At 43.2% G+C, this 24,549-nt stretch carries 24 protein-coding genes; 2 read left to right on the top strand and 22 right to left on the bottom strand.

Annotated elements, in window-relative coordinates:
* Positions 1 to 69 precede the first annotated feature (69 nt).
* The 11 genes from htpG to ACVBIL_RS01550 all read right to left on the bottom strand — a co-directional run bounded on the left by htpG (position 70) and on the right by ACVBIL_RS01550 (position 12,058).
* On the bottom strand, positions 70 to 1,986 hold the full coding sequence (htpG, locus tag ACVBIL_RS01600; RefSeq protein WP_447165239.1) for a molecular chaperone HtpG: 1,917 nt from the start codon (positions 1,984 to 1,986) through the stop codon (positions 70 to 72).
* A gap of 167 nt (positions 1,987 to 2,153) precedes the next feature.
* Positions 2,154 to 2,753, bottom strand: a complete 600-nt coding sequence (gene recR / locus ACVBIL_RS01595; protein ID WP_447165238.1) for a recombination mediator RecR — start codon at positions 2,751 to 2,753, stop codon at positions 2,154 to 2,156.
* Between the two features lie 260 nt (positions 2,754 to 3,013).
* Positions 3,014 to 3,958 carry a hypothetical protein gene (locus ACVBIL_RS01590; RefSeq protein ID WP_447165237.1) on the bottom strand — a complete coding sequence of 315 codons (945 nt, stop codon included), beginning with the start codon at positions 3,956 to 3,958 and terminating at the stop codon, positions 3,014 to 3,016.
* A gap of 2 nt (positions 3,959 to 3,960) precedes the next feature.
* Positions 3,961 to 4,644, bottom strand: coding sequence for a tetratricopeptide repeat protein (locus tag ACVBIL_RS01585; RefSeq protein WP_447165236.1), 684 nt, complete (start codon positions 4,642 to 4,644; stop codon positions 3,961 to 3,963).
* Between the two features lie 306 nt (positions 4,645 to 4,950).
* The gene (locus ACVBIL_RS01580; RefSeq protein WP_012154758.1) at positions 4,951 to 5,280 is read right to left on the bottom strand and encodes a YbaB/EbfC family nucleoid-associated protein; all 330 of its coding nucleotides are present in this window, start codon (positions 5,278 to 5,280) and stop codon (positions 4,951 to 4,953) included.
* A gap of 99 nt (positions 5,281 to 5,379) precedes the next feature.
* Positions 5,380 to 8,313, bottom strand: a complete 2,934-nt coding sequence (gene dnaX, locus ACVBIL_RS01575) for a DNA polymerase III subunit gamma/tau (RefSeq protein WP_447165235.1) — start codon at positions 8,311 to 8,313, stop codon at positions 5,380 to 5,382.
* 196 nt (positions 8,314 to 8,509) lie between these two features.
* Positions 8,510 to 9,061 (bottom strand): adenine phosphoribosyltransferase, encoded by a 552-nt coding sequence (gene apt / locus ACVBIL_RS01570; protein WP_447165234.1) that lies wholly within the window; start codon positions 9,059 to 9,061, stop codon positions 8,510 to 8,512.
* Positions 9,062 to 9,317: 256 nt separating this feature from the next.
* Positions 9,318 to 9,686 carry a YbaN family protein gene (locus tag ACVBIL_RS01565; RefSeq protein WP_447165233.1) on the bottom strand — a complete coding sequence of 123 codons (369 nt, stop codon included), beginning with the start codon at positions 9,684 to 9,686 and terminating at the stop codon, positions 9,318 to 9,320.
* Positions 9,687 to 9,968: 282 nt separating this feature from the next.
* The gene (locus ACVBIL_RS01560; RefSeq protein ID WP_447165232.1) at positions 9,969 to 10,724 is read right to left on the bottom strand and encodes an HvfC family RiPP maturation protein; all 756 of its coding nucleotides are present in this window, start codon (positions 10,722 to 10,724) and stop codon (positions 9,969 to 9,971) included.
* Complete coding sequence (locus tag ACVBIL_RS01555; RefSeq protein WP_447165231.1) at positions 10,724 to 11,575, bottom strand: HvfB family MNIO-type RiPP peptide maturase; 852 nt, start codon at positions 11,573 to 11,575, stop codon at positions 10,724 to 10,726. Before ACVBIL_RS01555 ends, ACVBIL_RS01560 begins: the two co-directional genes overlap by 1 nt.
* Before the next feature lie 81 nt (positions 11,576 to 11,656).
* On the bottom strand, positions 11,657 to 12,058 hold the full coding sequence (locus ACVBIL_RS01550) for an HvfA family oxazolone/thioamide-modified RiPP metallophore (protein WP_447165230.1): 402 nt from the start codon (positions 12,056 to 12,058) through the stop codon (positions 11,657 to 11,659).
* A 376-nt stretch (positions 12,059 to 12,434) separates the two neighbouring features.
* On the opposite strand from ACVBIL_RS01550, the gene dusC reads away from it, so the two are divergent.
* Together dusC and ACVBIL_RS01540 are read left to right on the top strand one after the other, a co-directional pair.
* Entirely contained in the window at positions 12,435 to 13,379 is a 945-nt protein-coding gene (gene dusC / locus ACVBIL_RS01545) for a tRNA dihydrouridine(16) synthase DusC (protein ID WP_447165229.1), read from the top strand.
* 128 nt (positions 13,380 to 13,507) lie between these two features.
* Positions 13,508 to 13,864: a TraR/DksA C4-type zinc finger protein gene (locus ACVBIL_RS01540; RefSeq protein ID WP_447165228.1), complete on the top strand. Its 357-nt coding sequence runs from the start codon at positions 13,508 to 13,510 to the stop codon at positions 13,862 to 13,864.
* Positions 13,865 to 13,968: 104 nt separating this feature from the next.
* Here the strand turns inward: ACVBIL_RS01540 and ACVBIL_RS01535 are convergent, their stop codons facing one another.
* The 11 genes from ACVBIL_RS01535 to iscR all read right to left on the bottom strand — a co-directional run bounded on the left by ACVBIL_RS01535 (position 13,969) and on the right by iscR (position 24,528).
* Positions 13,969 to 16,722 carry a TonB-dependent receptor plug domain-containing protein gene (locus ACVBIL_RS01535; protein ID WP_447165227.1) on the bottom strand — a complete coding sequence of 918 codons (2,754 nt, stop codon included), beginning with the start codon at positions 16,720 to 16,722 and terminating at the stop codon, positions 13,969 to 13,971.
* Positions 16,723 to 17,605: 883 nt separating this feature from the next.
* Positions 17,606 to 18,037 (bottom strand): nucleoside-diphosphate kinase, encoded by a 432-nt coding sequence (gene ndk, locus ACVBIL_RS01530; RefSeq protein WP_447165226.1) that lies wholly within the window; start codon positions 18,035 to 18,037, stop codon positions 17,606 to 17,608.
* Between the two features lie 226 nt (positions 18,038 to 18,263).
* Entirely contained in the window at positions 18,264 to 18,434 is a 171-nt protein-coding gene (locus ACVBIL_RS01525) for a hypothetical protein (RefSeq protein ID WP_447165225.1), read from the bottom strand.
* 186 nt (positions 18,435 to 18,620) lie between these two features.
* Positions 18,621 to 18,818 (bottom strand): Fe-S cluster assembly protein IscX, encoded by a 198-nt coding sequence (iscX, locus tag ACVBIL_RS01520; protein WP_447165224.1) that lies wholly within the window; start codon positions 18,816 to 18,818, stop codon positions 18,621 to 18,623.
* A gap of 368 nt (positions 18,819 to 19,186) precedes the next feature.
* Positions 19,187 to 19,522 (bottom strand): ISC system 2Fe-2S type ferredoxin, encoded by a 336-nt coding sequence (fdx, locus tag ACVBIL_RS01515; RefSeq protein ID WP_447165223.1) that lies wholly within the window; start codon positions 19,520 to 19,522, stop codon positions 19,187 to 19,189.
* Positions 19,523 to 19,530: 8 nt separating this feature from the next.
* Entirely contained in the window at positions 19,531 to 21,393 is a 1,863-nt protein-coding gene (gene hscA / locus ACVBIL_RS01510) for a Fe-S protein assembly chaperone HscA (RefSeq protein WP_447165222.1), read from the bottom strand.
* A gap of 70 nt (positions 21,394 to 21,463) precedes the next feature.
* The gene (gene hscB / locus ACVBIL_RS01505) at positions 21,464 to 21,988 is read right to left on the bottom strand and encodes a co-chaperone HscB (RefSeq protein WP_447165221.1); all 525 of its coding nucleotides are present in this window, start codon (positions 21,986 to 21,988) and stop codon (positions 21,464 to 21,466) included.
* An 18-nt stretch (positions 21,989 to 22,006) separates the two neighbouring features.
* The gene (iscA, locus tag ACVBIL_RS01500; protein ID WP_447165220.1) at positions 22,007 to 22,330 is read right to left on the bottom strand and encodes an iron-sulfur cluster assembly protein IscA; all 324 of its coding nucleotides are present in this window, start codon (positions 22,328 to 22,330) and stop codon (positions 22,007 to 22,009) included.
* Positions 22,331 to 22,344: 14 nt separating this feature from the next.
* Entirely contained in the window at positions 22,345 to 22,728 is a 384-nt protein-coding gene (gene iscU / locus ACVBIL_RS01495) for a Fe-S cluster assembly scaffold IscU (protein ID WP_447165219.1), read from the bottom strand.
* A gap of 40 nt (positions 22,729 to 22,768) precedes the next feature.
* Complete coding sequence (locus ACVBIL_RS01490; RefSeq protein ID WP_447165218.1) at positions 22,769 to 23,983, bottom strand: IscS subfamily cysteine desulfurase; 1,215 nt, start codon at positions 23,981 to 23,983, stop codon at positions 22,769 to 22,771.
* 83 nt (positions 23,984 to 24,066) lie between these two features.
* A complete protein-coding gene (gene iscR / locus ACVBIL_RS01485; protein WP_220770735.1) occupies positions 24,067 to 24,528 on the bottom strand; it encodes a Fe-S cluster assembly transcriptional regulator IscR in 462 nt (153 codons plus the stop codon).
* Between the last annotated feature and the right edge of the window lie 21 nt (positions 24,529 to 24,549).

Raw genomic sequence — 24,549 nt, 5'->3', positions numbered from 1 at the left:
CTTTCGCCTGAACTTATCTGGACCATAAAAAAGAGGCAATTTAATTGCCTCTTTAATCATAGCCGCTAATTACTTAACGTTAGCCAATAGCATTTGGTTCATTAGCTTAATAAACGCCGATGGGTCAGCTAGGCTGCCTTTTTCTGACAACAATGCCTGTTGCAATAGCAACTCAGACCACTGAGCAAACTGCTGCTCGTCTTGCTCGTCATTTAGACGCGCAACTAGCGGATGCTCAGGGTTTAGCTCAAATGTCGGCTTAGACTCAGGCACGTCTTGCCCTGCAGCTTGCATCAGCTTGATCATCTGGGTCGACATCTCGCCTTCACCAGCAACCACACAAGCAGGCGTATCGGTTAGACGCGTTGTCACTTTAACTGCAGACACTTTATCGCCTAAGCTGTCTTTAACTCGCTTAACTAAGCCTTCTGATTCTGTTTGTAGCTTCTCTTGCGCTTCTTTCTCACCAGCATCTTCAAGCTCACCTAGCTCAAGGTCACCGCGAGTTACCGAGTGCAGCTTCTTGCCATCGAACTCAGTTAAGTGATTAATCAACCACTCATCGATACGCTCTGACATTAATAACACTTCAATGCCCTTTTTACGTAGCAATTCAAGATGTGGGCTATTTGCGGCGGCTTCATGGCTGTCAGCAACAATGAAATAAATCTTAGACTGACCTTCTTGCATGCGCTCAACGTAATCTGCTAACGATACGTTTGCCGTTGCCTCACCAGTGTGTGTTGATGCAAAACGCAGTAGACCCGCAATACGCTCTTTATTAGCGAAATCTTCAGCTGGGCCTTCTTTTAGCACTTGGCCAAACTCTGTCCAGAAAGACTGGTACTTTTCAGCGTCATTCTTAGCCAGCTTTTCAAGCATACCTAAAACGCGTTTAGTCACTGCAGTACGAAGCGCGGTGGTCACCTTGTTATCTTGTAAAATTTCGCGAGAGACGTTTAGTGGCAGATCGTTCGAGTCGATAAGGCCCTGTACAAAACGCAAATAGCTAGGCATAAACTGCTCAGCATCATCCATAACAAATACACGTTGCACGAATAATTTAAGGCCATGCTTGCGGTCACGGTTCCACATATCCCAAGGTGCTTTAGCAGGAATATAAAGCAGGCTAGTGTACTCTTGCTTACCTTCTACACGGTTGTGACTCCAAACTAGCGGATCGGTATAATCGTGAGAGATATGCTTATAAAACTCTTTGTATTCTTCGTCTGTCACATCGCTCTTGTTACGAGTCCAAAGTGCGGTAGCCTTGTTCATTGGCTTCCAACTGCCTTCTGTCGCTGCAACAGCTTCAGTATCTTCAGTTGCTTCAACAGCAGGCGTGCCTGCTTCAAACATCTCAACGGGTACTGAGATATGGTCAGAGTACTTAGTAATGATTGAACGTAGACGGTAATCGTCAGCAAACTCTTTTTCATCGTCACGAAGATGTAGCGTGATTTCAGTACCACGGCTTTGCTTAGAGATAGTCTCAACCGTGAAGTCACCTTCACCCGCTGACTCCCAAAGTACCGCTTCATCTGCGCTATGACCTGCAGCGCGTGTACGCACAGTCACTCTGTCAGCAACAATAAAAGCGGAGTAAAAACCAACACCAAACTGACCAATCAACTGTGAGTCTTTTGACTCATCACCTGACATGTTCTTAAAAAATTCTGCCGTACCCGACTTTGCAATTGTACCTAAGTGCTCAATCACACTATCTCGGGTCATACCAATACCATTGTCTTCAATGGTTACGGTACCTTTTTCTTTATCGGCACTAATGCGCACACGTAGCTCGCCGTCGCCTTCATAAAGGTTGTCATTGGTTAGGGCTTCATAACGTAACTTGTCTGCAGCATCGGCAGCATTTGATACCAATTCACGCAAAAAAATCTCTTTGTTTGAATACAAAGAGTGGATCATCAAATTAAGTAGTTGTTTGACTTCAGTTTGAAAGCCGTGCGTCTCTTGTTGTGACATGACATGTTCCCTTTAAAAAATCAGTTTAAATAAAGCTTACAAATAAGATGGGGCTATAAAATGGCTTTTCAAGGGATAAATGCTGCATTGGTTTCAATTGCACAAAAAAAATCCAGTCTGCGGCAATTCACTGACTGGATTTTATTTTATATCATTATTGTAAATCGTTAGATTGGTAAGCGCCCATTAAACGATAACGCTAAGGTTGTGCTATCGACATACTCAAGCTCGCCGCCGACAGGTACACCATGGGCGATGCGACTAACAATGAGATTATGACGCTTTGCCATATCGGCAATATAGTGCGCTGTCGCGTCACCTTCAACGGTTGGGTTCGTCGCTAAAATAAGCTCATTCACGCCACCAGACGCTAGGTGTTGCTCAAGTAGCGCAAGCCCAAGCTCTTCAGGTCCCACGCCATCTAGCGGAGACAAATGCCCTAATAAGACAAAGTAACGCCCAGAAAAATGGCCACCCGCTTCAATCGCTAATACGTCGGCAGGTGTTTCAACCACACAAATCACATCAGAATGACCACGCTTGGTACTGACACAAATCGGGCAATAGGTTTCTTCGGTAAAAGTACGGCATGACTGACAATGACCAACATCTGACATCGCTTTTGCTAACGAGTCTGCAAGCTTAGCCCCCGCTTTACGGTCACGTTCTAATAGCTGAAATGCCATTCTTTGGGCAGACTTAGGGCCAACACCTGGTAAACAACGAAGTGACTGAATGAGCTCATCAACGAGTGGACTAAATTTCATTTAACGTTCCGCTTAGAAAGGCATCTTCATGCCCAAGATAATGGTCGATGATGTCGATAAAAGGGGAAACGTCCCGCGAATACAAGCCATCATAAAATTAGCGTCAGATACTAGCATAGAATCTTGAGCTTTTGCCTGCTATCTCCATAACGGCGTATTCCTTAGCGGCATTAACACAGTAGCTAAGCAAGGTGGGCGCCTGTATAAACCGATAATCTACTATGCTAAGCAACATGACTTCCACTCACACTTAACTCTAATCATTTAAGCTCAATGGCTTTCACACTCAGCGCAATCACAGATCCCTCCCCTTTTACGACTGCGCGCATACCAGGATGTATAATCTTCCAATAGGCTCTATCTTCTAGACAGAGAGTACCTGAGTAATCTTTAATGTTAACGCCACCTTTACAGTTTTTGCCCCAGTAATCCTGGCGCTTATCGGCAAAAACGATGTCAACTTGTGTCGCCTGTGCCGTGATAAGATGCAGTAAGTTACACCCTCCAGCAACGAGAGCTAAACTAAGCACAAGATTACCAATAAGTATGCCAAATACTTGTTTAGTCGTACTTTGCCCTACTTGCTCTGCACGCTCTCTGCCTTCCTGCGACAAGGCCTTAAGCAGCAATATGGGCAAAGTGATGACATAAGTGACGCCAGCAGCGATATAGGCGGAGTGAAACATATCGTCATGCCAGATTAAATCGGAGAAAAAGATAAACGATAACAAGCCTAGACAAGCGGCGGTTATGTAGGCGATGCCTAAGAATTTTACAGCCCGATTAATACATGTTTGCTTCGGGAAATAGTATTCGACAAACTTGTGCTCACTCTCGCTCAAAAGTCGCTGTAGATGCGATTCAAGCTCACTAAGGCTCACAAAGCCAAACTCCTTTTGACGCTCCCGCCCTCCCTTAGCATTGGTATAATACAGCGCTAATAAGCCCTCTTCCTTACTCAAAAGATCATAAGTGAAGGTGATCTCACTACCTTTAACCTGAGCCAGAACGATCAGCATAGGCATAGTAAGTGCCTCTGCTAAATGATCCCCTTTAACTTGCTCGCCATCAGGTGCCGGCTCGTTAAAGATAACCGTGTCTCGTATCTCTTTGAGTCGATGCTTTAATGTGGTGCGGCTAGTCACCGCCCCCATCTGTTGAATCTGACCACTGGCGAACTCCAGTGAAAGCGAACTTATCTTCATGATTAAAATACCTGTTCTAGCAATGCGCCAACCTGAACATTGTCGTCATTCCATTCATGTTGACCCTTCGAATTTCTATAGTGCTGGTCAGCATTCGCTTTTTCTTGGGGGGTTAGGTGCTCTATAGCTTGCTTGACTAGGCTTCGAGATTGGGAAAAATCATTACTTCTAGCATAAAGCCCCCATAGGTAAGCTTGGCTATAATCACCTAGATTAAAATAATACACAGCCAAATTATGTTGAGCAGCGGGGAAAGAATATGCGGCAGATTTTTCAAGCCAAAATAGGGATTTTAATTGGCTTTGAGGTACGTAATAGCCGAAGTGGTATAACAAGCTTAAATAATATTGAGCAAAAGCATTATCGCTATTTTGACTAAACCAACGATACGCCTGCTGGTAATTGTTAGCAGTAGTCAAATCGTAAAAATAGAGTGTTCCTAGCGATAACTGGCTACCAACATCACCTAACTGCGCAGAAGGCGTAAAAAATGCTCTCGCCTCTGGATAGCGCTTAGTATTAAACAACATAAAACCGAGCTCGCGCGCCTCTTCCACTGTGACTTTTTCAGGGTGTTTTTCAATACCACTCAGGGCGATAGGCGGTGCGCCAAATAGCGCATTAAAGATGAAAATGACGAAGAATATGACTAAGGAAAATCCCAGTCCTTTGAGTTTTTCTTTCACGCTATCTATCCAAGTCTACAAGTAAAAAGCATTCAAAATGACGCATTTATAAAGGAAATAAATCGAGCGAAGTCTGACACATAGCGGCTTATGTCGCAAGGTCACATAATGTAGCCAATTGAAAGTATAGAGTTTATAGCAATTGTAACTGTGATATCTGATTTTAATTGATGAATTAAATACGGATACAAAAAAGCTCAAGCAAATTGCTTGAGCTTTTTCTGTTTTTAATCGCTCGGATTTGGCCCCTATTTGGCCCCCTCCACTCTAACCGTGTAAATACACGGTTAAAACAGCAACTTAAAACTAGAATGGCATCTTCATGCCTGGTGGTAGTTGCATACCGCCAGTCACTTCAGCCATTTTCTCTTTTTGGTTCTCTTCAACGCGGCGAGCGGCGTCATTACAAGCTGCAGCGATAAGATCTTCTAACATCTCTTTGTCGTCTTCAAGCAGGCTTGCATCGATATCGACTTTACGTACGCTGTGAGAGCCTGTCATGGTGACTTTAACTAGGCCTGCCCCGGCTTCGCCAGTCACTTCCATACGTGCGATCTCTTCTTGCACTTTAGCCATTTTGTCTTGCATCATCTGGGCTTGCTTCATCAAGTTGCCCATACCGCCTTTTCCAAACATACTCTAATTCTCTTCTATTACGTATCACAACAAATAAAGTGGGCTAATCTTACTAAAAAATGAATGATTAGCAATGAAAGCTGAAATTCAATTGTAAAATTATGACTCAGTTAACCGCTTAAAGTTCGCGATATCGATTAACTCAATCAATTTTCCTTTCTGTACTAGCAACTCTGGCGCATAAGTTAATGAATCAGCCGTCATTTGAGCGCCCATGTTTAGTGTTAACCAGCGTATATTATGATCCGTTATTAGGTCATGATGCGCTTGAGTTAAAATTTCTTTATGAAAGCGTCGTCTCACCTCTAGTGGCGTTTCGCGCTCGCTGTCAACGCCTACTGCAACACTTACACTGCATGGTTCGCCAAGAGCATCTGACATCGCCTCTTCTAACTGCTTAATGGCAATATCCGCCGCTAGATGCTTTTGATCAGGCTTAAGCAGTAATGACAAAGGTTGCTCAAATTGATGGCAAATAGAGTTAACCGCTAGCTGCCTAACTCGGCCGCCAACTTCAAGCTCAGCCATAAATCGATACCATTTTAAATCGACTTCATTGCCCGTTAACTCGCCACTAGGCAATGTAGGTAAGTTTAGCTCAGCAGCCTGAACAGGAGATGAATCAACTGTTAGTTGACTTTGATTTTCAGATTCTTCTGACGCCTGACTATTCAAATTATTGTCGCCAGAACCGCTAATGCTGACTTGAGCCTTTACCGTTTTCGCCTTGCTATCATCTGTTTTATCTAATGCCCTTGGATCATCAAAGCGTGCACACGGATCTTGCTCATGCGGCTCTTCCCATGGTGGTCTATCAACGATTTCGGCTTCGATTTCCGTTGCGGGCGCAGTATTCTCATTTATCGCCGTACGTTGATTACTGCTAACCTCACTCTCCATAGAATTATTACTTGGAGCAACGGGCTGCTTTCTTACTGGAGGCGTAAACGCTTTACGACCCTCTGAAGACTTTTTTGAGGATTCCTCCTTAGGATCATCCTCTCCTAGTCCTTCGAGTAATGTTGCTCTTGCTGCTAATGCAGCGTCCAAAATATCATCACTAGCAGCCGGGTCTGATGGCGCTGTCGTTAATTGAGCCGGCGACGGGGTTTGATTTGTATTATTGTCTGCCTGTTGCGCATGCTGGCTGGTTTGTTGCCCTTGATAGTCATCGTTATGGGCGAAACCATAGTCATCATTTTGGCTATTTTCAGCGTTATCGTAAGCGCCCGCATAATCGGCATAAGATGCAAGTTCACCGTCATCTTGGCTAGCATAACTCTGCTCCGAGTGACTTTGACCCAAGTGACTTTGTTCTGAGCGACTTTGAAGCCCATCAGCTGATGATGTCGCTTGAATCGCTTGCTCTGATGTTTCTTTTGCTGACGTTTCTTTTGCTGATATTTCTTGCTCTGGTGCTTTTATCTCAGTATCTAACGCTACGGCTTGAACATCACGCTGTTGAACACTTGATTGCTCGGTTGTAGTCGCCTGCTCTGCAGCATCTTTAAAGCCTTGGCCTTGAGCCTGGCTCATTATCACCGCCATTTCGCTATTCAGCCTATCGAGCTGCTCATCCGATGCTTGAGGCTCGACATGTTCGGCCTTAGACGATTCAGCTGCTGATACGACTTGCTGCTGATTTTCAATTTGCGCAGTTGCAGCTACAACTGAAGAGGTTTCAGCCTCAGAAGTTTGGGCCTCGAGCGGATCAGCCAACTTTTCCTGAGCGGATGAGCTATCGGCAGTGCTATTAATGGAGTCCTGGGAGTCCTGGGGGTCCTGAGTTGCAGCTTTATTAGCGACAACTTGGCTATCTATAACTTGGTTAGCTACTTGCTGAGTGATACTCAACGCTGTCGCAGTTTTATTTGCAGTATGCTGCGACGATGTAGTGGCATCTGGCAGTGCGATATCAGATCTAGACTCAATCGCCCATCGCGTCACAGGCTTTTCTGGTACGAAGGTCACTGCACGCAGTAGTGCCATTTCCAGACCAGATTTAGGATCCGGCGCATGTGGTAAATCCTTTCGACCCGTTAATAACAATTGATAGTAAAGCTGAACCTGCTCTGCTGATAATTGCTGGGCAAACGCGCTAATCTGCTCGCTATAAAGTGACATTTGCGCCGCAGCGGGAGCAAATTGAGTCAACGTAATTTGATGTAACAGCTCGAGTAAACTGCGAAGTACCTCTTCAGGCTCAGCGCCAAATGACAACACTTTCGCCGTCACTTGCATCAAGTCCATTATATCGGCTTTTGCCAACGCTTCTAGCAAGGCGAGAACATGCTTTTCATCAATACTGCCGAGCATTGTTTGTACTTGCTCAAGCTTTACTTGGCCTGCGCCAAATGCAATCGCTTGATCTGTCAAACTTAACGCATCACGCATACTGCCATTAGCCGCTTTTGCCAGTAGCGTTAAAGCGGGGTCTTCAAATGGCAATTGCTCTTGGGTCAATACATGATTTAGCTGGGCTGCGATCTCATCTTGAGTCAGACTCTTTAAATTAAATTGCAGACAACGAGAAAGCACAGTCACAGGTAAGCGCTGCGGATCGGTTGTCGCTAACAGAAATTTTACGTGTTCTGGCGGTTCTTCAAGTGTTTTTAATAAAGCATTAAAACTGCTGCGAGACAGCATATGTACTTCATCGATAAGATACACTTTATAACGGCCACGACTCGGCCTGTACTGCACGTTATCGAGCAGTTCTCGAGTGTCATCAACCTTAGTTCTTGACGCCGCATCGACCTCAATAAGATCGACAAAACGTCCTTCGGCAATTTCAACACAAGCAGAACACTTTCCGCAGGGTGTTGCGGTTACACCTTGTTCGCAGTTTAGGCCTTTAGCAAAAAGACGTGCAAGACTAGTCTTACCGACACCACGGGTACCGGAAAACAGATAGGCATGATGTAATCTTTGCTGAGTGAGCGCATTAGTTAAGGCATGTAAAACATGCGACTGACCAACCATTTGCTCAAATGTGGCAGGGCGCCATTTTCTGGCCAACACCTGATATGACATGGAACTCCCCAACGTGTCATGAATATGGTTTCGGGAGCACGCTCCTCGACATGTTTGAACAATAGCATGCAACGCTTTTACATGCTATCTCAAGCGCCTGAGGAGCGATTTGGCGGTGATAAAATCACCTTTTATGATAAAGAATAATCAGTTTGCAGATTCTTTATCGCCACAACGTTTCGAAGTGGCCTTATGTTTATTCGCCTTCGAACTCACATAAGCTTAATAGCTTTAGATCCATCGCTTTAAGACGCTCTTCACCGCCTAAATCAGGCAATGAAATAACAAACGCTGCATCATTAACCGAGCCACCTAGCTTGCGGATCAATTTTACTGTTGCTTCAATTGTACCGCCAGTCGCAAGTAAGTCATCGACAACCAATACTTTATCGTCAGCGTTAATGGCATCAACATGGATCTCTAAAACATCATGACCATATTCAAGCTCATAGCTTTCAGAAATGGTTTCTCTTGGTAATTTACCAGGCTTACGCACAGGAACAAAACCAAGGCCAAGTTCTAGAGCTAACGGTGCACCAAATAAAAAACCGCGCGCTTCGGTACCGACAACTTTAGTAAAACCTTGATCTTTATAGTGCTCCACTAAAAGGCCTATGGTCAGTTTATAGGCTTGTGGATCTTCTAATAAGCTAGTCACATCTCTAAATAGGATCCCTTCTTTAGGATAGTTAGGGATGGTTTTAATGCTGTTCTTTATTAGTGCCAAGCTGTCAGTATTCATTACCATAATTCTTTACTTAATCTACTTTAGTTTGCTGACATCCCCAGCTCCAAACTTGAGTATACCGGTATAGATGCCATCGAAGTGTAAAAATCGGCATCAAGCTTAAGCCGCTTTATAGCGAGTTGCAACCTACTAACGCCAGAAGTGTAGTCTTTATCTAGGCATTTTTTATTTTCGATTGTTCTGAGCGGGAAAGACCTTTGGCAATGATTCAAAATAAAGCTTAATTTTCAATATCATGAGCCAATACAGTAGGCTGTCACCCGTCAATTTCAGGGATGCTTCTCAGGTAAATAATTAACCCCGCTCCAAGGCAGGCCAACATCACTTTCACCCAAATTAGCGGTACGATAACAATACTGGTGATAAAGCTGAGGCTACTTACTAGATAAGCTTTTTTCTTTAAGCTTTTACGAATAGCACCTTGAGCCTGCCAATTCTTGAGAGCATCGGCAAACCAAGGATGGCTCATTAGCCATTGATAGAGCCTGTCGCTTGAACGTGCGAAGCAGTATGCGGCCAGCAAAATAAACGGCACGGTTGGTAATATAGGTAACAATATCCCTAATAGTCCTAGGGCTAAACTACACAGACCCAAAATTAGAAAAAAGCCACGTTTTAACGCCATTAATCTACCCTGAAAACTAAAAAGCCACTCGATTTGAGTGGCTAGTATACCTGAGCTTGGCTTAAAGGCGGATTAATTTAAACCCAAGACCATTAACCAAGATAGGGTAGCCGGTAATGTTGGGATCAACAGTACAAGAATAAAAATAATGAAATAAAAAATATTGAATGGGTCTTTAAACGGCTGACTCATGACTTCCTCTACTTATTATTGCTGACGATATTTATTGATCTAGATCAATTTTCACAATCATTATAGATGTGGATCACGCTAATAGAAAGCCTATTGGCCAATAAATTGTTTAATAATGCCTTTCTGACTCAGATCTGTGAGTAGCAGTAAACACCCAGCCGTTAAGGCATCAGCGTCGATATGAGTGAACGTTTGTACGAGCCAATGCACCAAGTCTGTGTAACCAAGACTAGTATGTTGCGACACATAAGCCAGTACCTGAGCTGTTAACGGGTTTAATTGTAAAAAACAGACCTCTTCATCGAGATCTCGATAGATACAGAAGAACTGCGGTGCTTTACTAGGAGATTTGGGGCGATAGTCAGGACTAATGTGCTGTACATCATAGGCATACTGCGCAATTTTAGCCGTAGATGACACACTAAGATTGATGGCTTCTAAATTTTGTTCAGTGAGGTTAATCAGCTGATGGTTGTTATTATCTTGAGCGACTGCGACCACTAACTCTAACCACTCGTAATGGGCCAATTCCAACATAAACGGCGGATCGATTTCTGTCGTTTGATGCTCTGTTTGCAAGAACAGTAAAAACTCTTGAGCTATCTCAATGAAAATGGGCGTGTGACAATCGTGTGTGACAAAGAAATCTTGCACTATGTCTAGCCACTCCTCTTGTTTGTACAAGCTTTTGAGCACCGGAAACGCGTTTGACACAAAGCCATCGACATTATTAAAAAATAACTCTCGATATATCTTCATTCTGCGCGCTTCCATCCCGTCGGGTAACGGCCGCGATGGATCTTTAATGTAATCCATAAAGTTTTGTTGTACATCAACAAAGCTCATTAAGCGCTCCTTTTTAAACTGGCGATATGTCGATTTTGATAATCGTGAATTTGGTTAATCTCTAACAATAATTCAGACGTTTCGGGGATATTGAAATCACGCTCTAATAATGTAGGAAAAACGCCATGGTATTCATGGCAAGCATCCAGAAGCTTCCAGACGGGGTCGACAATGTCTGCACCATGAGTATCGATAATTAAATCTTCAGCCTCCTCAAAATGCCCTGCTATATGCAGATAAGCAATTCTGTCTGTCGGCATAGCTTTCAAAAACTCAACAGCATCATATTGGTGATTAATAGAGTTAACGTAAATATTATTCACGTCCAGTAGCATCTTACAATCGGCCTCTTGCATGACTGCGTTCACAAATTCAGCCTCTGACATTTCAGCGCCGGGAGCAGCATAAAAAGAGACATTCTCAAGCACTAATGGTCGTTCAATAATGTCCTCTACTTGCTTAACCCTTTTAGCCACATGCATAACGGCTTCAGACGTAAATGGAATAGGCATTAAGTCATACATATGGCCGCTGCCGGAGCAGTAACTTAAGTGCTCTGAATAGGTTTTTATCTGATGAAGGTCTAAGAAGTCTTTTACATTTTTGACAAACTGAATATCGAGCGGTGCGGGGCTACCGATAGAAAGTGATAAACCATGGCAGTAAAACTCATGCTTTTCGGTAAGCTCGCTAAATTGTCGGCCAAACTTACCACCGAGAATCATCCAGTTTTCAGGGGCGACCTCAAAGAAATTGATTTCGCTTGGCACACCTTGGCAAAACTCGTCTAACATTTCGCGCCTGAGGCCTAAACCAACTTGGCCCTTATTCACCTTACTATTATTTGTCATGCTGCACGCTTACTCATTTAGGGATCATTAACAAATAGGGCCAGCAATAGCTGGCCCTGCTTTACCTAAGCCGACAGCTGATTATTTCGAACCACCCCACTTACCTTCTTTCTTAGCTTTCTTATCGCCGCCACACTTACCTTCACCGCACTTGCCTTCTTTGGCTTTCATTTTATCGCCGCCACACTTACCTTCACCGCATTTGCCTTCTTTGGCTTTCATTTTGTCGCCGCCACACTTACCTTCACCGCATTTGCCCTCTTTGGCTTTCATTTTGTCTGCGCCACACTTACCTTCGTTAGCCTTTTTCTTCTCGGCGCCGCATTTACCTTCACCACACTTGCCTTCACCTTCAACGAGTTGGTAACCGGCTTGCATTTCGCTATAACCAAATGGACCTGCTTGTACGCTAGCACTCAGTGCACTTCCCATTACAACAGCACCTACAGCGACAGTGATTGCAGTTTTATTTACTAATTTCATAATATCTTCCTTTTTACTTAATCAACAACTTCGGTTACCAACAAGGCATTTTATTGGCTTGTCTAACTAGACCAGCCAACCAACAAATTAATTTCAATTTTTCAACAACTGTCACATTTATGACTGATAAAAGCTGATAGTGCAAATTTTCACTACATAAGAAGAAACTGATATTTAGGTGGTTAACGCGCTGTTATCGGTTATTTTAAAAAATGTTCATCCATAAGGTAGGCGACCTAAGCAACAATCACGCAGCAGCATGTGTTATAGGAGTAAACTAACTTTTATTAGCATAAAAATAGTCAGTCTATTTGGATGCCTGCTAGGTATGAGGTAGAATGCAGCGCCTCGAAATATCGATATGTTGGACAAGTCAGTGCGAATAATTTTGGCGCCTATGGAAGGCGTTGTAGATGATTTAATGCGAGAGATCCTCTCTGCTATCAACCCTTATGACCTAATGGTCACAGAATTTGTCCGCGTCGTGGACCAGCTTTTACCTGAAAAGGTGTTTTATCGTATTTGCCCTGAACTGCATTCTGGTGGCAAAACTCTTTCAGGAACCCCTGTACGAGTGCAATTACTAGGGCAAGAACCAGGTTGGATGGGAGAAAATGCCGCAAGAGCCATTGAGCTTGGCTCACAAGGCGTCGATGTGAACTTTGGCTGTCCGGCCAAAATGGTCAACCGCAGCAATGGCGGCGCAGTCATGCTGCAATACCCAGAACAGTTATATAACGTCGTTAAGGCCATGCGTGATGCCGTGCCTAGCGAACAGCCAGTGACAGCAAAAATACGCTTAGGCTTTAACGATAAATCACTTTATATGGAAAATGCCTTAGCGATTTATGAAGCTGGAGCGAGCGAGCTTGCAGTGCATGCACGCAGTAAAGTTGATGGTTATAAGCCACCCGCATACTGGGAATATATCACCGATATCAATGCTAAATTGCCTATTCCTGTTATTGCTAATGGCGAGATCTGGAATAAAGAAGATGCTTCACGCTGTATGCAAGTGACCGGTTGCGACAGTATCATGGTTGGGCGCGGTGCCATATCGCTGCCTAACCTTGCTGCCAGCTTTAAAGGTGATACCCCCTATACTTGGCAACAATCGCTTGAACTCATGCTTGAATATACCGACCGTGAATTAGAAGGCAGAAAAAGCACCTATTACCCTGCACGTATCAAGCAATGGTTTGGTTACTTAAACCGCCAATATCCTGAGGCTGACGAGTTATTTAGAGAATTAAGAGTCTTTAAAACAGCGGAAGAAATTATTAAAGTACTAAGGTTGGCTCGAGCAAAACTACCTGATTAGATCAATCTTAAGTCTTATTTATGCTGCATTCTGGCAAAATTATACTCTGAATTGATCTCAATCATAACGCTATGTGCCCACGGGACTAGACTAACAAGCCATAAAGTCAATAATTGCAGGCAACTGAAGTGAGTACCAACCAAATCAAGCAAACCTTATCCGCTATCGAGTCGGAACTAAGAGTCAAGATTGGTGCACTCCCCGAGATGCAAGCCACGCTAATGGACCAGCATAATTATTCTCTTTGTGAACTGATTCAGATTATGACAGAGGTTCACTTATGCGATCACCCATTATTCATCAATTTGATGCGTTTAGATGCCACACGTTGTCAACTTGAGATTGGCTTGTACGGAGTTTGCAGCGATTGTGAGAATGACATAGAGGCTGAACGATTAGCCAATGATCCGCTAGAACAGCGTTGTGCAACCTGCTGCGGCCAGTTCCATCGCCAACATAGGCAAGAGTTAAGGCTTAATCACTAAGGTAAACGCCATCAATTAAAGGCTATCTTTACCAAAGTTCATCCATAAAAAAACCTCCTAATTAAGGAGGTTTTTTATTATGTCCTAAACGAACCTTTCCAAGTTTAGAACTTTACACTTGCTCTTACGAAGAAGAAGCGACCTAACACATCATAAGTGTATGGATCAGTGTTTGAGTCATTATTACCTGAGTAGTAAGGAGGCTCTTCGTCAAAAATGTTATTCACACCGCCCGATAGACGAACTGTGTTAGTCAAATCATAATTTGCCGATAGATCATGGTACATCACACTATCTACACTTGGTGCATAACATTCTGATGGATCATCTTTACATGAGAATGAATCCATACCGTCGATATAACGTGCTTCGTATGTTGCGCTCCAATCATCACCTGTCGCAGTAAGGTTCAAGTTAGTCTTAAACTTTGCATACGATCCTGAACCACTTGTGATAAAGCCAAGGTAATCGATTGCTACACCATCTTGGTCAAACTCTTCATACTTATCGATGATTGACGTATCTAAGCCTGCTTTCCAATTAAGTCCTAGACCTTCAAAGGTATATGCCACATTAATATCATAGCCAGCTGTATTAGTTTGACCTAAGTTCTGTAGACCATTATCAAACGAAATACGACCCGTACCATCTATAGCGATATTCGCTGACTGACAAAGTGCTGTATCGTTATTAATTTTATTACCCGTTGCATCCATACACTGATTAGCAATGTAGTTAGAATCAACAGAAGTAATAGTATTCGTGATTTCAATATTATAGTAATCAAGTGTCAAAGACAGACCTTCAACAAAACTTGGCGAATACACCAAACCAAGAGTTGTGATATCAGCTTCTTCAGGAGTTAAGTCAGGGTTACCACCAACGGTAACTTCAGCCTGTGTCTGCTCAGTTGCTTCATGCTTAATTTGATCGAATGATGGTGACTTACCACCGTATAGCTCACTTACAGTCGGCGCACGGAATGCCGTAGACATTACACCTCGGAGCATTAGATCATCAATCACGCGCCAAGTTAAACCTAGTTTCCACGTATTATCAGAGCCAAATGTACTGTAATCAAAGTAACGAATTGCCGCACTTAAATCCACTTGCTGTGCCATAGGCAGATCGCTAAGTAATGGTATAGCTAGTTCGGCATAAACTTCATTCACATCAAAAGAACCTTCAGTCGCTTCTTGACGTGGGTCGTTAGCGAGTCCTTGAGAAGTCAACGAATCAGGCGTGTAGTGCGCTGACTCTTTGCGGTACTCATAACCGGCAGCAAAACCAAGAACACCGGCGGGTAAATCCATAACTTCGCCAGAAAGAGTCGCAGCCATGACATCGAGCTCACTACCACCACTGTTAATTTCAGTGTAGATAAAAGGTTCGATACTTTCACCGACCCAAGAGTCTTGACTAAACGGATCGAACTCTTTCGCTAATACCGCATCGTTGATAGAACCAAGGTTGTGCAAGTTGGCTAATGTATCAACAGAGTCGTTCTTACCCTTGTTGTAAGACGCATCCCAAGTCCAACCATTGTCGAACTCGCCCTCAAGACCGACAACAAGACGCACTGTATCCACTACCTGTGAGAAGTTACGTGTGCCAGATTCTACCACGCGGCGACCGTAATCTAATTTTTCGCCTTCTTGTACTAGACCGACTAAGTCATCTGTCATCCAAGATGAATCATATGCCCAAGCCGTGTCATTCCAAATTGGCTGCGGTGCCATTTGCTGTTCAGACCAACGCTTTGAGTACATTGCTTCTGAAAAAAACATGATTGAATCTGAAAGCTCATACGTACCTGAGAAAGATAGATTCAAACGCTCCATTGGCGTAGAAAGGTAACTGTCTTCTGAGTAATTATATTTATCATCATTAGTGAAATCATGATATTCACCGCCACGACCACTTAAGTTGGCTTCAGTAACATTGTCATCGAAGTATTCAAACTTAGCCTTACCATCATCACCCGCAACATAGTGACCGTAGTAACCAGAATCTCCAATCTCATATGCTCCTTCGACACCAGAGCCGACAAGATCATGGTGTGAATCGCCCCAGATATGGCCACCTTCAGAGTATGAGCTACCGCCACAATAAAGCTCGCTACCGTCTGAAGTTTCAGTAATAGGGCATTCCGAGAAGCTACGGTCAGCTTGGCTAGCATCGCCGCGCTTAGTGTACTGCGCATTGATAACAACATTACCCTTATCAAAGGTATTACCTATGGTGAAATCCACACTTGATTCATCAGCATCGCCCTGGCCAGTAACACCAGTTTGTACATTCATCTCAAAACCATCAAAATCACGCTTAAGAATTACGTTTACAACACCTGCAATAGCATCTGTGCCGTAAACTGCAGAAGCACCATCTTTAAGTACTTCAACGCGTTGGATCATCGAAACAGGGATAGTGTTCAAATCAACAGATGAAGCTGCGCCTGTACCCGATGCAATCATACGGCGACCATTGACCAGTACCAATGTACGATTTGAGCCTAGACCACGTAAATTAACGCGTGCATTACCACCAGAGCCATTGTTAACCGCGGCATTGGTCATAGCACCGCCAGATACGGTCATATTTTGCAGGACATCATCAATCGATGTTGCACCTGATGCAATAATTGCTGAAGCATCAATAACAGTTACCGGACTTGCAGATTCCATATCCGCACGTTTAATACGTGATCCAGTAACTTGAATACGTTCTACTTTATTTTCTGCTGTATTGTCTGCACTGGCTTCTTCTGCAAATGCAAATCCTGATAAGGCTACACTTGTCGCTGCTGCTGCAATAAAGCTACGACGTATTGCTTTTGCGGTTAAGGTTTCTGAGTTCATATTTATCCCCTCAAATTTCAGAATGTTAAAAACTGAAACTGATATATTTATTATTCTTTAAAAGGAAGTTAATTACTTCGCAATAAATACTGTTAAAATTTAACCTTTAAGTCAATAGCCATTACAAAAAAATAACGCAAATGATATCAATTGATACAATAACACTTAAACACTCAAAAAAATAAAGCATAATAACACTTTAAAACAACGACATAAGGCAGTAACCGCCCGTAACAACTTCAACCCAACAGATGTATCAAGCGGCGATATGATTGTTAACACCTTATTAACGCGGCGTGGTGTGAATAGGCTAACTAATAAATCAATTACGACTATAAAAACAGCATTATTAATACTTAAACCTCTAAAAACCTGACTTTTGCGGAATATTTAAACACGACATGAAAATAAAAACACCAGACCGAATTGACACATACCATTAACAACAAATTTAATATGTATCGGAAATTCAAATAAAATTACTTTTATTTGAAGATGAAATTTAACAAAAACAAACTATCTCTATTCAACTTGTGAAATAATTGGTCAATAAATACCCGCTATTGATGAGTAGATTATTTACCGTAACCTAAAATAAGATCGTTTATGCTTAGAAAGTAAGAAACTCGTCGCCTCAATGAGTGACTAGAAAATAGAAAGTAGGCAGTAAGCAGTAGGAAGTAAGCAGTAAGCAGTAGAAAGTAGGCTGTAGGCTGTAGGCTGTAGGCTGTAGAAAGTAAGAAATAGGAAGCTGAACGCTGAATCAGATAGTTAACAAAAGAAAGGGATAAAGCTACAGCAGCGAATGTGTCTTATCTTGAATGCTACGCTTTCAACAGGTAAAAAAAAGGAGCCTTGAGGCTCCTTTTTTTACGCGTTCGTATTAACGAGTGCGTGGGCATAGCTCTTCAGTACTGAAGAAGTAAGCCACTTCACGCTCTGCAGAAGCTACTGAATCAGAACCGTGGGCAGCGTTCTCATCGATGCTTTCAGCGAAATCTGCACGGATTGTGCCTTCAACCGCTTCAGCTGGGTTAGTCGCGCCTAGGATTTCACGGTGAGCAAGAACGGCGTTCTCGCCTTCAAGAGTCTGAACCATGATAGGACCAGAAGTCATGAATGCAACTAGTGCACCAAAGAATGGACGCTCACTGTGCTCAGCGTAAAAACCTTCAGCTTGTTCTTTGCTTAGGTGAACCATTTTAGAAGCGATGATTTTCAGGCCAGCCGTTTCAAAACGGTTATAGATAGCGCCAATGTGATTTTTTGCAACAGCATCAGGCTTGATGATAGAAAAAGTACGTTCGATAGCCATGAAAAGCTTCCTTGTTGAATATAGGGTTTTAATTTTCGCGCGGATTATACGAAATTATAGGCCTATTGCCTACCCTTAGAGGGCTATCTAATTGAGATACGTCTTATATCAGAATTAATATTAGAGGCATTCATCACACTTTCGCGCAATGAAAAACGAATTAATCGACTATATTCACCACAGCTAAACGATTAGCCAGAAATTTAGCTAATCGTATATAAGCATATTATTTACGTTTTTTAACCCAAATCACCCCTGCCGCAACAACTGCTAACAGGCCTAATACAGGTACGAGTTCAAGAAAATGATGAAATAGACCTACACCACCATGCCCATCATGTGCAAACGCCACTGACGGCAATAACAGCATTATGTTTAATAATAACAACTTACGCATGCTAACATCCCTTTTAAAATTGATTCAAATCGATGAGTTAATATTAAGTTCATCAGTACACAGCCCCAAATTTAGACCAATTACAGTAAATACCTTTGATACTGATCAACTCTAATCGTCATTGTTGTTTTAATCACCAACAGACGGGATCTAGATCACGCTTTTTGAACGCTAGGTTCAATTGATTCATCTTTCAGCGATCCAGTTAGCTTGAATAGCCTCTAACACTCGTTCGTTACAATGATTTGGGTCATCATCAAAGCTATCTAAACTAAGTACCCACTCACTAAGGTCAGTAAAACGAATTTGTTCTGGATTAACCTCTGGGTACTTTTCCAGTAAATATAATGCTATTTCTAATGAATCTATCCACTTAAGCTTCATAGTCTTGTCCTTATCGCTCACCTATTTTGAGTATAAGACACCGCACCATGAGTGCCAGTGATCTGCGGAAAAATCCTTTTTTTGCTGATGCTGCTACAACTCAATAGTGGCAACAGTAAGAGGATGTCATCATTACAAACTAACACTGCTAATATCAGTCATTGCAGTATATCTAGGCTCTCGTTGCTCTCTGACACAGCAAACTGCAGAACTTTCAGTACCTTGCTGCAGGCAAAACCTAATACCAATCGCTATTAGTAATGATTCAGCTTATAAGTGGTCAGTGGTTTAGAGCCGAAAACAAAAAAGCCAGTAGACTTAGCTACTGGCTTTACACAAACACACGATTAAACGCTAATGCGTAATAATTAGCCTTCGCTAACCATGTTAATCGTGTATTTGGGGATATCAACAACGATATCTGAAGCGGGCACTTTTGCTTGGCAAGAAAGACGGCTTTCAGGCTCTAAGCCCCACGCTTTATCAAGCATGTCATCTTCTAGCTCATCGCTTTCTTCAAGTTCGTCAAAACCTTCACGAATAATTACGTGACAAGTCGTACATGCACATGATTTTTCACAGGCGTGCTCGATATGAATACCGTTACGCAGTGCAACGTCTAATACTGTTTCGCCGACATTCGCTTCAACTACTGCGCCATCCGGACATAACTCTTCATGGGGTAAAAATACAATTTGTGGCATAACCTTACCTATATATTGTCAACCGACTGCCCTTTTAGAGCGAGTCGTATTGAATTATCCATACGCTTAGCAGCAAAGTCCTGCGTCGCTGTATCTAGTGTTTCGATAGCGGCTTCTATCGCGTCAGCATCGCCTTCGCTAGCTATCTGAGCCAACAAGGCCATATTAGCTTGAATCACTTCACGTTCATCTGTCGTCAATAAGTCGCTGTCTTTATTTAGAGCTGAACTTAATGACTCAAGTACGCGAGCCGCTTCTACTTGTTTTTCTGCCAGCATCCGACGTGTAATGTCATCTTTGGCGTTTGCCATAGAGTCTTTTAGCATGCTGCCAATTTCTTGATCACTTAGGCCAAATGACGGCTTAACTTGTATCGTGGTTTTCACACCCGTTGATTTTTCCATAGCGGTGACACTAAGTAAGCCATCCGCATCAACTTGGAAAGTCACCCGGATATGCGCTGCACCTGCAGCAAGCGGTGGAATACCTTTTAACGTAAATCTAGCAAGTGATCGGCAATCAGCCACTAGCTCACGCTCACCTTGAACCACGTGAAATGCCATCGCCGTTTGACCATCTTTAAAAGTAGTAAACTCCTGTGCCCGAGCAACTGGAATAGTGGTATTACGTGAAACGACCTTTTCAACTAAGCCGCCCATGGTCTCAATACCCAGTGACAATGGAATAACGTCTAACAGTAATAAGTCCGATTCTGGCTTATTGCCTACTAGAATATCAGCTTGAATCGCGGCACCAATCGCAACTACGCGATCAGGATCAATAGAAGTCAGCGGCATTTTCCCCATGAAGTTTTCAACTTCTTGGCGCACTAACGGCACTCGAGTAGAGCCACCCACCATAACGATTTCGAGTACTTCATCGCGGCTTACGCCAGCGTCACGCAGAGCGCGGCGGCAACTACTTATGGTCTTTTTAACTAACTGGCTGATTAAACTATCAAACAGCTCGCGGCTAACGGTTAACGTCAGCGTTGTGCCTTCACCATCAACGACACTAGCTAAGGTCTCATTAGACTCTGTTAAAGCTTCTTTTACGCGTCTAGCTTCAATCTGCATCTTACGCGTCATACTGGCGCTAACATTCGTTAACTGCCACTGTTCAGTAAAATAGTGTTGTAGCATATGGTCGAAGTCATCACCGCCTAATGCTGAATCACCACCCGTCGCGAGTACCTCAAATACGCCTTTATTTAAGCGTAATATAGAGATATCAAACGTACCACCGCCTAAGTCATAAACAGCGATAACGCCTTCTTGACCTGAATCTAAACCATAGGCGATTGCTGCGGCTGTTGGCTCGTTCAACAGACGTAATACTTTAACGCCTGTTAACGCTGCCGCATCTTTAGTACCTTGGCGCTGGGCATCATCAAAGTAGGCAGGCACAGTGATCACTACACCTTCTAATGTGCCACCCAGTGTTGATTCTGCACGCGCGACAAGCGGTTTTAAAATTTCAGCTGAAACTTGTACCGGATTGACTTTACCTTGAGGGGTCACAAAAATCGGCAAACCGTTTTCGCTTGCTTCGAAAGAGTAAGCAAATGATTGTTCGCTCGACTGAATATCGTCGAGACTACGGCCCATAAAGCGTTTAACTGACACTATGGTATTTTGCGGATCTTGAGCTGAAAAAGCTTCGGCTTCGCGCCCTACCATTACAACATTTTGGGTATAACGGACGACAGAAGGCAATGAATGCTGTGAATCTTCATCGGGTAACGTATTCGCCACGCCGCTACGTACCGCAGCAACAAGTGAGTTAGTGGTGCCTAAATCGATCCCAACAGCGAGACGATGTTGGTGGGGAGCAGCGCTCTGTCCAGGCTCTGCTATCTGCAAAAGTGCCATAAATATCCAACTTAAAAAAATGTTGGCTCAACGACTTGAGCCAACAATATTATAAAATTAACATAGCTGACTAATCTAAGAGCGCATCTTCCACTCTCGTCAACTCGTCTTGTAATTTTGCCATAAACTTAAGTTTACGAATTTGATCTGCTGCCTGCAAATGATCCGTTTCAAGATCACTCAGTAGCAACGCTTTTAGCGCTGCTGTGATCTGTTTCGCGTATTGCTCAAAAGAGTCATAAAGCGCGGCGACCTCTTCATCGGGATCATCACAGTGACGGATATCTTCAAGTGATTCACGCCACTGCATCTGTTGCATTAAAAATTGAGTATCTTTTAATGTGGTAGATTCGTGGCTCAACTCTAGCCCTTTCAATGCAAGCAAGTGCTCAGCTCTTTGAATGGGATTTTTGAGTGTTTGAAAAGCATCATTGACTTGTGCGGTACGCTGCACAGAAAGACGTTTATCTTGCTCACTTGCATTAGCAAATTTGTCGGGATGAACCGCCCTTTGCAGATCGCGGTAGCGCTCTGCAAGTAAGGCGGTGTCGACATCATAGGAAGAAGGTAAACTAAACAGCTCGAAATAATTCATAGTTTAACTTTAAATGGCTTATACGGTAAAACTCTCACCGCAGCCACATTCACCTTTCGCATTAGGGTTATTAAATTGGAAACCTTCGTTTAGACCTTCTTTAACAAAGTCCAACTCAATCCCTTGGAGATAGATAAAGCTTTTGGCATCGATGATGATTTTAACACCATCGATATCATAGAGCTCATCGTCGTCATTAAGATCATCAACAAACTCCAGTACGTATGCCATACCAGAGCAGCCTGATGTCTTAAGCCCTAGACGTAAGCCCAGACCTTTACCACGGCTAGCTAAAAAACTTCTAACTCGGTCTGCCGCGGCGGGAGTGATACTAATTGCCATCTTAACTCCAAGTATTACTTAGATTGCTTTGTTTTGTACTCGTCTAGAGCAGCTTTGATCGCATCTTCAGCCAAAATCGAACAATGGATTTTAACTGGTGGTAATGCTAGCTCTTCAGCAATATCGGTGTTTTTGATTGCTAGCGCTTCAGCAACTGTTTTGCCTTTTACCCACTCGGTTACCAGTGAGCTAGAAGCGATTGCACTACCACAACCGTATGTCTTGAACTTGGCGTCTTCGATGATACCGTCATCGTTGATGCGCAATTGTAGCTTCATTACGTCACCACAAGCTGGTGCACCAACCATTCCGGTTACAACTGAAGGGTCATTTTTGTCAAATGAACCTACGTTACGCGGGTTTTCATAATGATCGATTACTTTTTCGCTATAAGCCATGATACTACTCCAATTTATCTATTCGTGAATTAAGTTAAGGTTAGTGATGTGCCCACTGGACTGAGTCCAGATCGATACCGTCTTTGAACATTTCCCAAAGCGGCGACATTTCCCTTAAATTACCAATAGATTCTTTAATCGTTTCTATTGCATGGTCGATCTCTTCGTCAGTCGTAAAGCGACCGATTGAGAATCGGATTGAACTGTGAGCCATTTCGTCATTCAAGCCTAGTGCACGCAGAACATAACTTGGCTCTAAGCTTGCAGAAGTACAGGCTGAACCTGATGATACGGCTAAGTCTTTCAACGCCATCATCAATGATTCACCTTCAACGAAGTTGAAGCTCACGTTGAGGCTACCGCAGGCTCTTTTTTCCACATCACCATTAATATAGGTTTCTTCGATGTGGTTAATACCGTTCCATAGCTTGTCGCGTAGACGAGCAATACGTTCGTTATCAACGACCATATCGGCTTTCGCTATGGCAGCGGCTTCACCCATACCCACGATTTGGTGCGTCGCAAGTGTACCACTACGCATACCACGCTCGTGTCCACCACCGTGCATCGCAGCTTCTAGGCGAATACGTGGCTTACGACTGACATAAAGTGCACCGATACCTTTAGGTCCGTACATTTTGTGTCCAGAAATAGACATTAAATCCACTTTAGTGCTTTGCACATCGATAGGTAATTTACCTGCGCTTTGCGCCGCATCGACATGGAATATGATTTTACGTGAACGACAAAGTTCGCCAATCGCATCAATATCTTGAATCACACCGATTTCGTTATTCACTTGCATGATGCTGACTAAAATAGTGTCTTCACGCATAGCCGCTTCAATCATAGCAACTGGAATTAGGCCACTTGGCTCAGGTTGAAGGTAAGTCACTTCGTAACCTTCACGCTCAAGTTGGCGACACGTATCTAACACGGCTTTGTGTTCAGTCTTGCTGGTGATGATGTGCTTGCCCTTCTTATGATAGAAGTGAGCCACACCTTTAATCGCTAAGTTATCAGACTCAGTCGCACCTGAAGTAAACACGATTTCACGAGGATCGGCGTTAATTAAATCTGCGACTTGGTTACGAGCGATATCGACAGCTTCTTCAGCTTGCCAACCGTAACGGTGAGAACGAGACGCTGGATTACCGAAAATGCCGTCCATAGTCAGACACTGCATCATTTTCTCTGCAACGCGAGGGTCAACCGGCGTCGTCGCAGCATAATCTAAATAGATAGGTAGCTTCATCACACACTCCGTACTTTGTAGCCTCAGCTGGAGACCACTTACAACGTACAAAAAATAATTTTTATATTCATAACAAAGACTGCTTAGATGCTGAGTCTTTGCTCCTGCTGCAATTTATCTTGTTTAACGGAGATAAACTGCACATCTCTCTTATGCATCAATCCTGCTAACGATATGCCATTTAAGAAATCAGAGATCTGATTACTTAAATCTCCCCAAAGCGAATGGGTTAAACAACGTGTTCCACTCTGGCAATTACCTTGACCTTGGCAGCGTGTTGCATCGACGGACTCATCAACCGCACGTACAACCATTCCAACGGAAATGTCGCAAGCATCTGTACCTAGGCGATATCCACCACCAGGTCCACGGACACTTGAAACCAAACCATTTTTTCTGAGTTTTGCAAAGAGTTGTTCGAGGTAAGATAGAGAGATCCCTTGACGCTCGGAAATATCGGCCAATGGTACAGGACCATTAGTTGAATGCATGGCAACGTCTAACATTGCAGTTACTGCGTACCGACCTTTCGATGTAAGTTTCATGCTACTACGTCTCCCAAAAAA

It is taken from the genome of Shewanella sp. 125m-7 (genome assembly GCF_052977045.1).
This window is presented reverse-complemented; position numbering and strand designations above follow the sequence as displayed.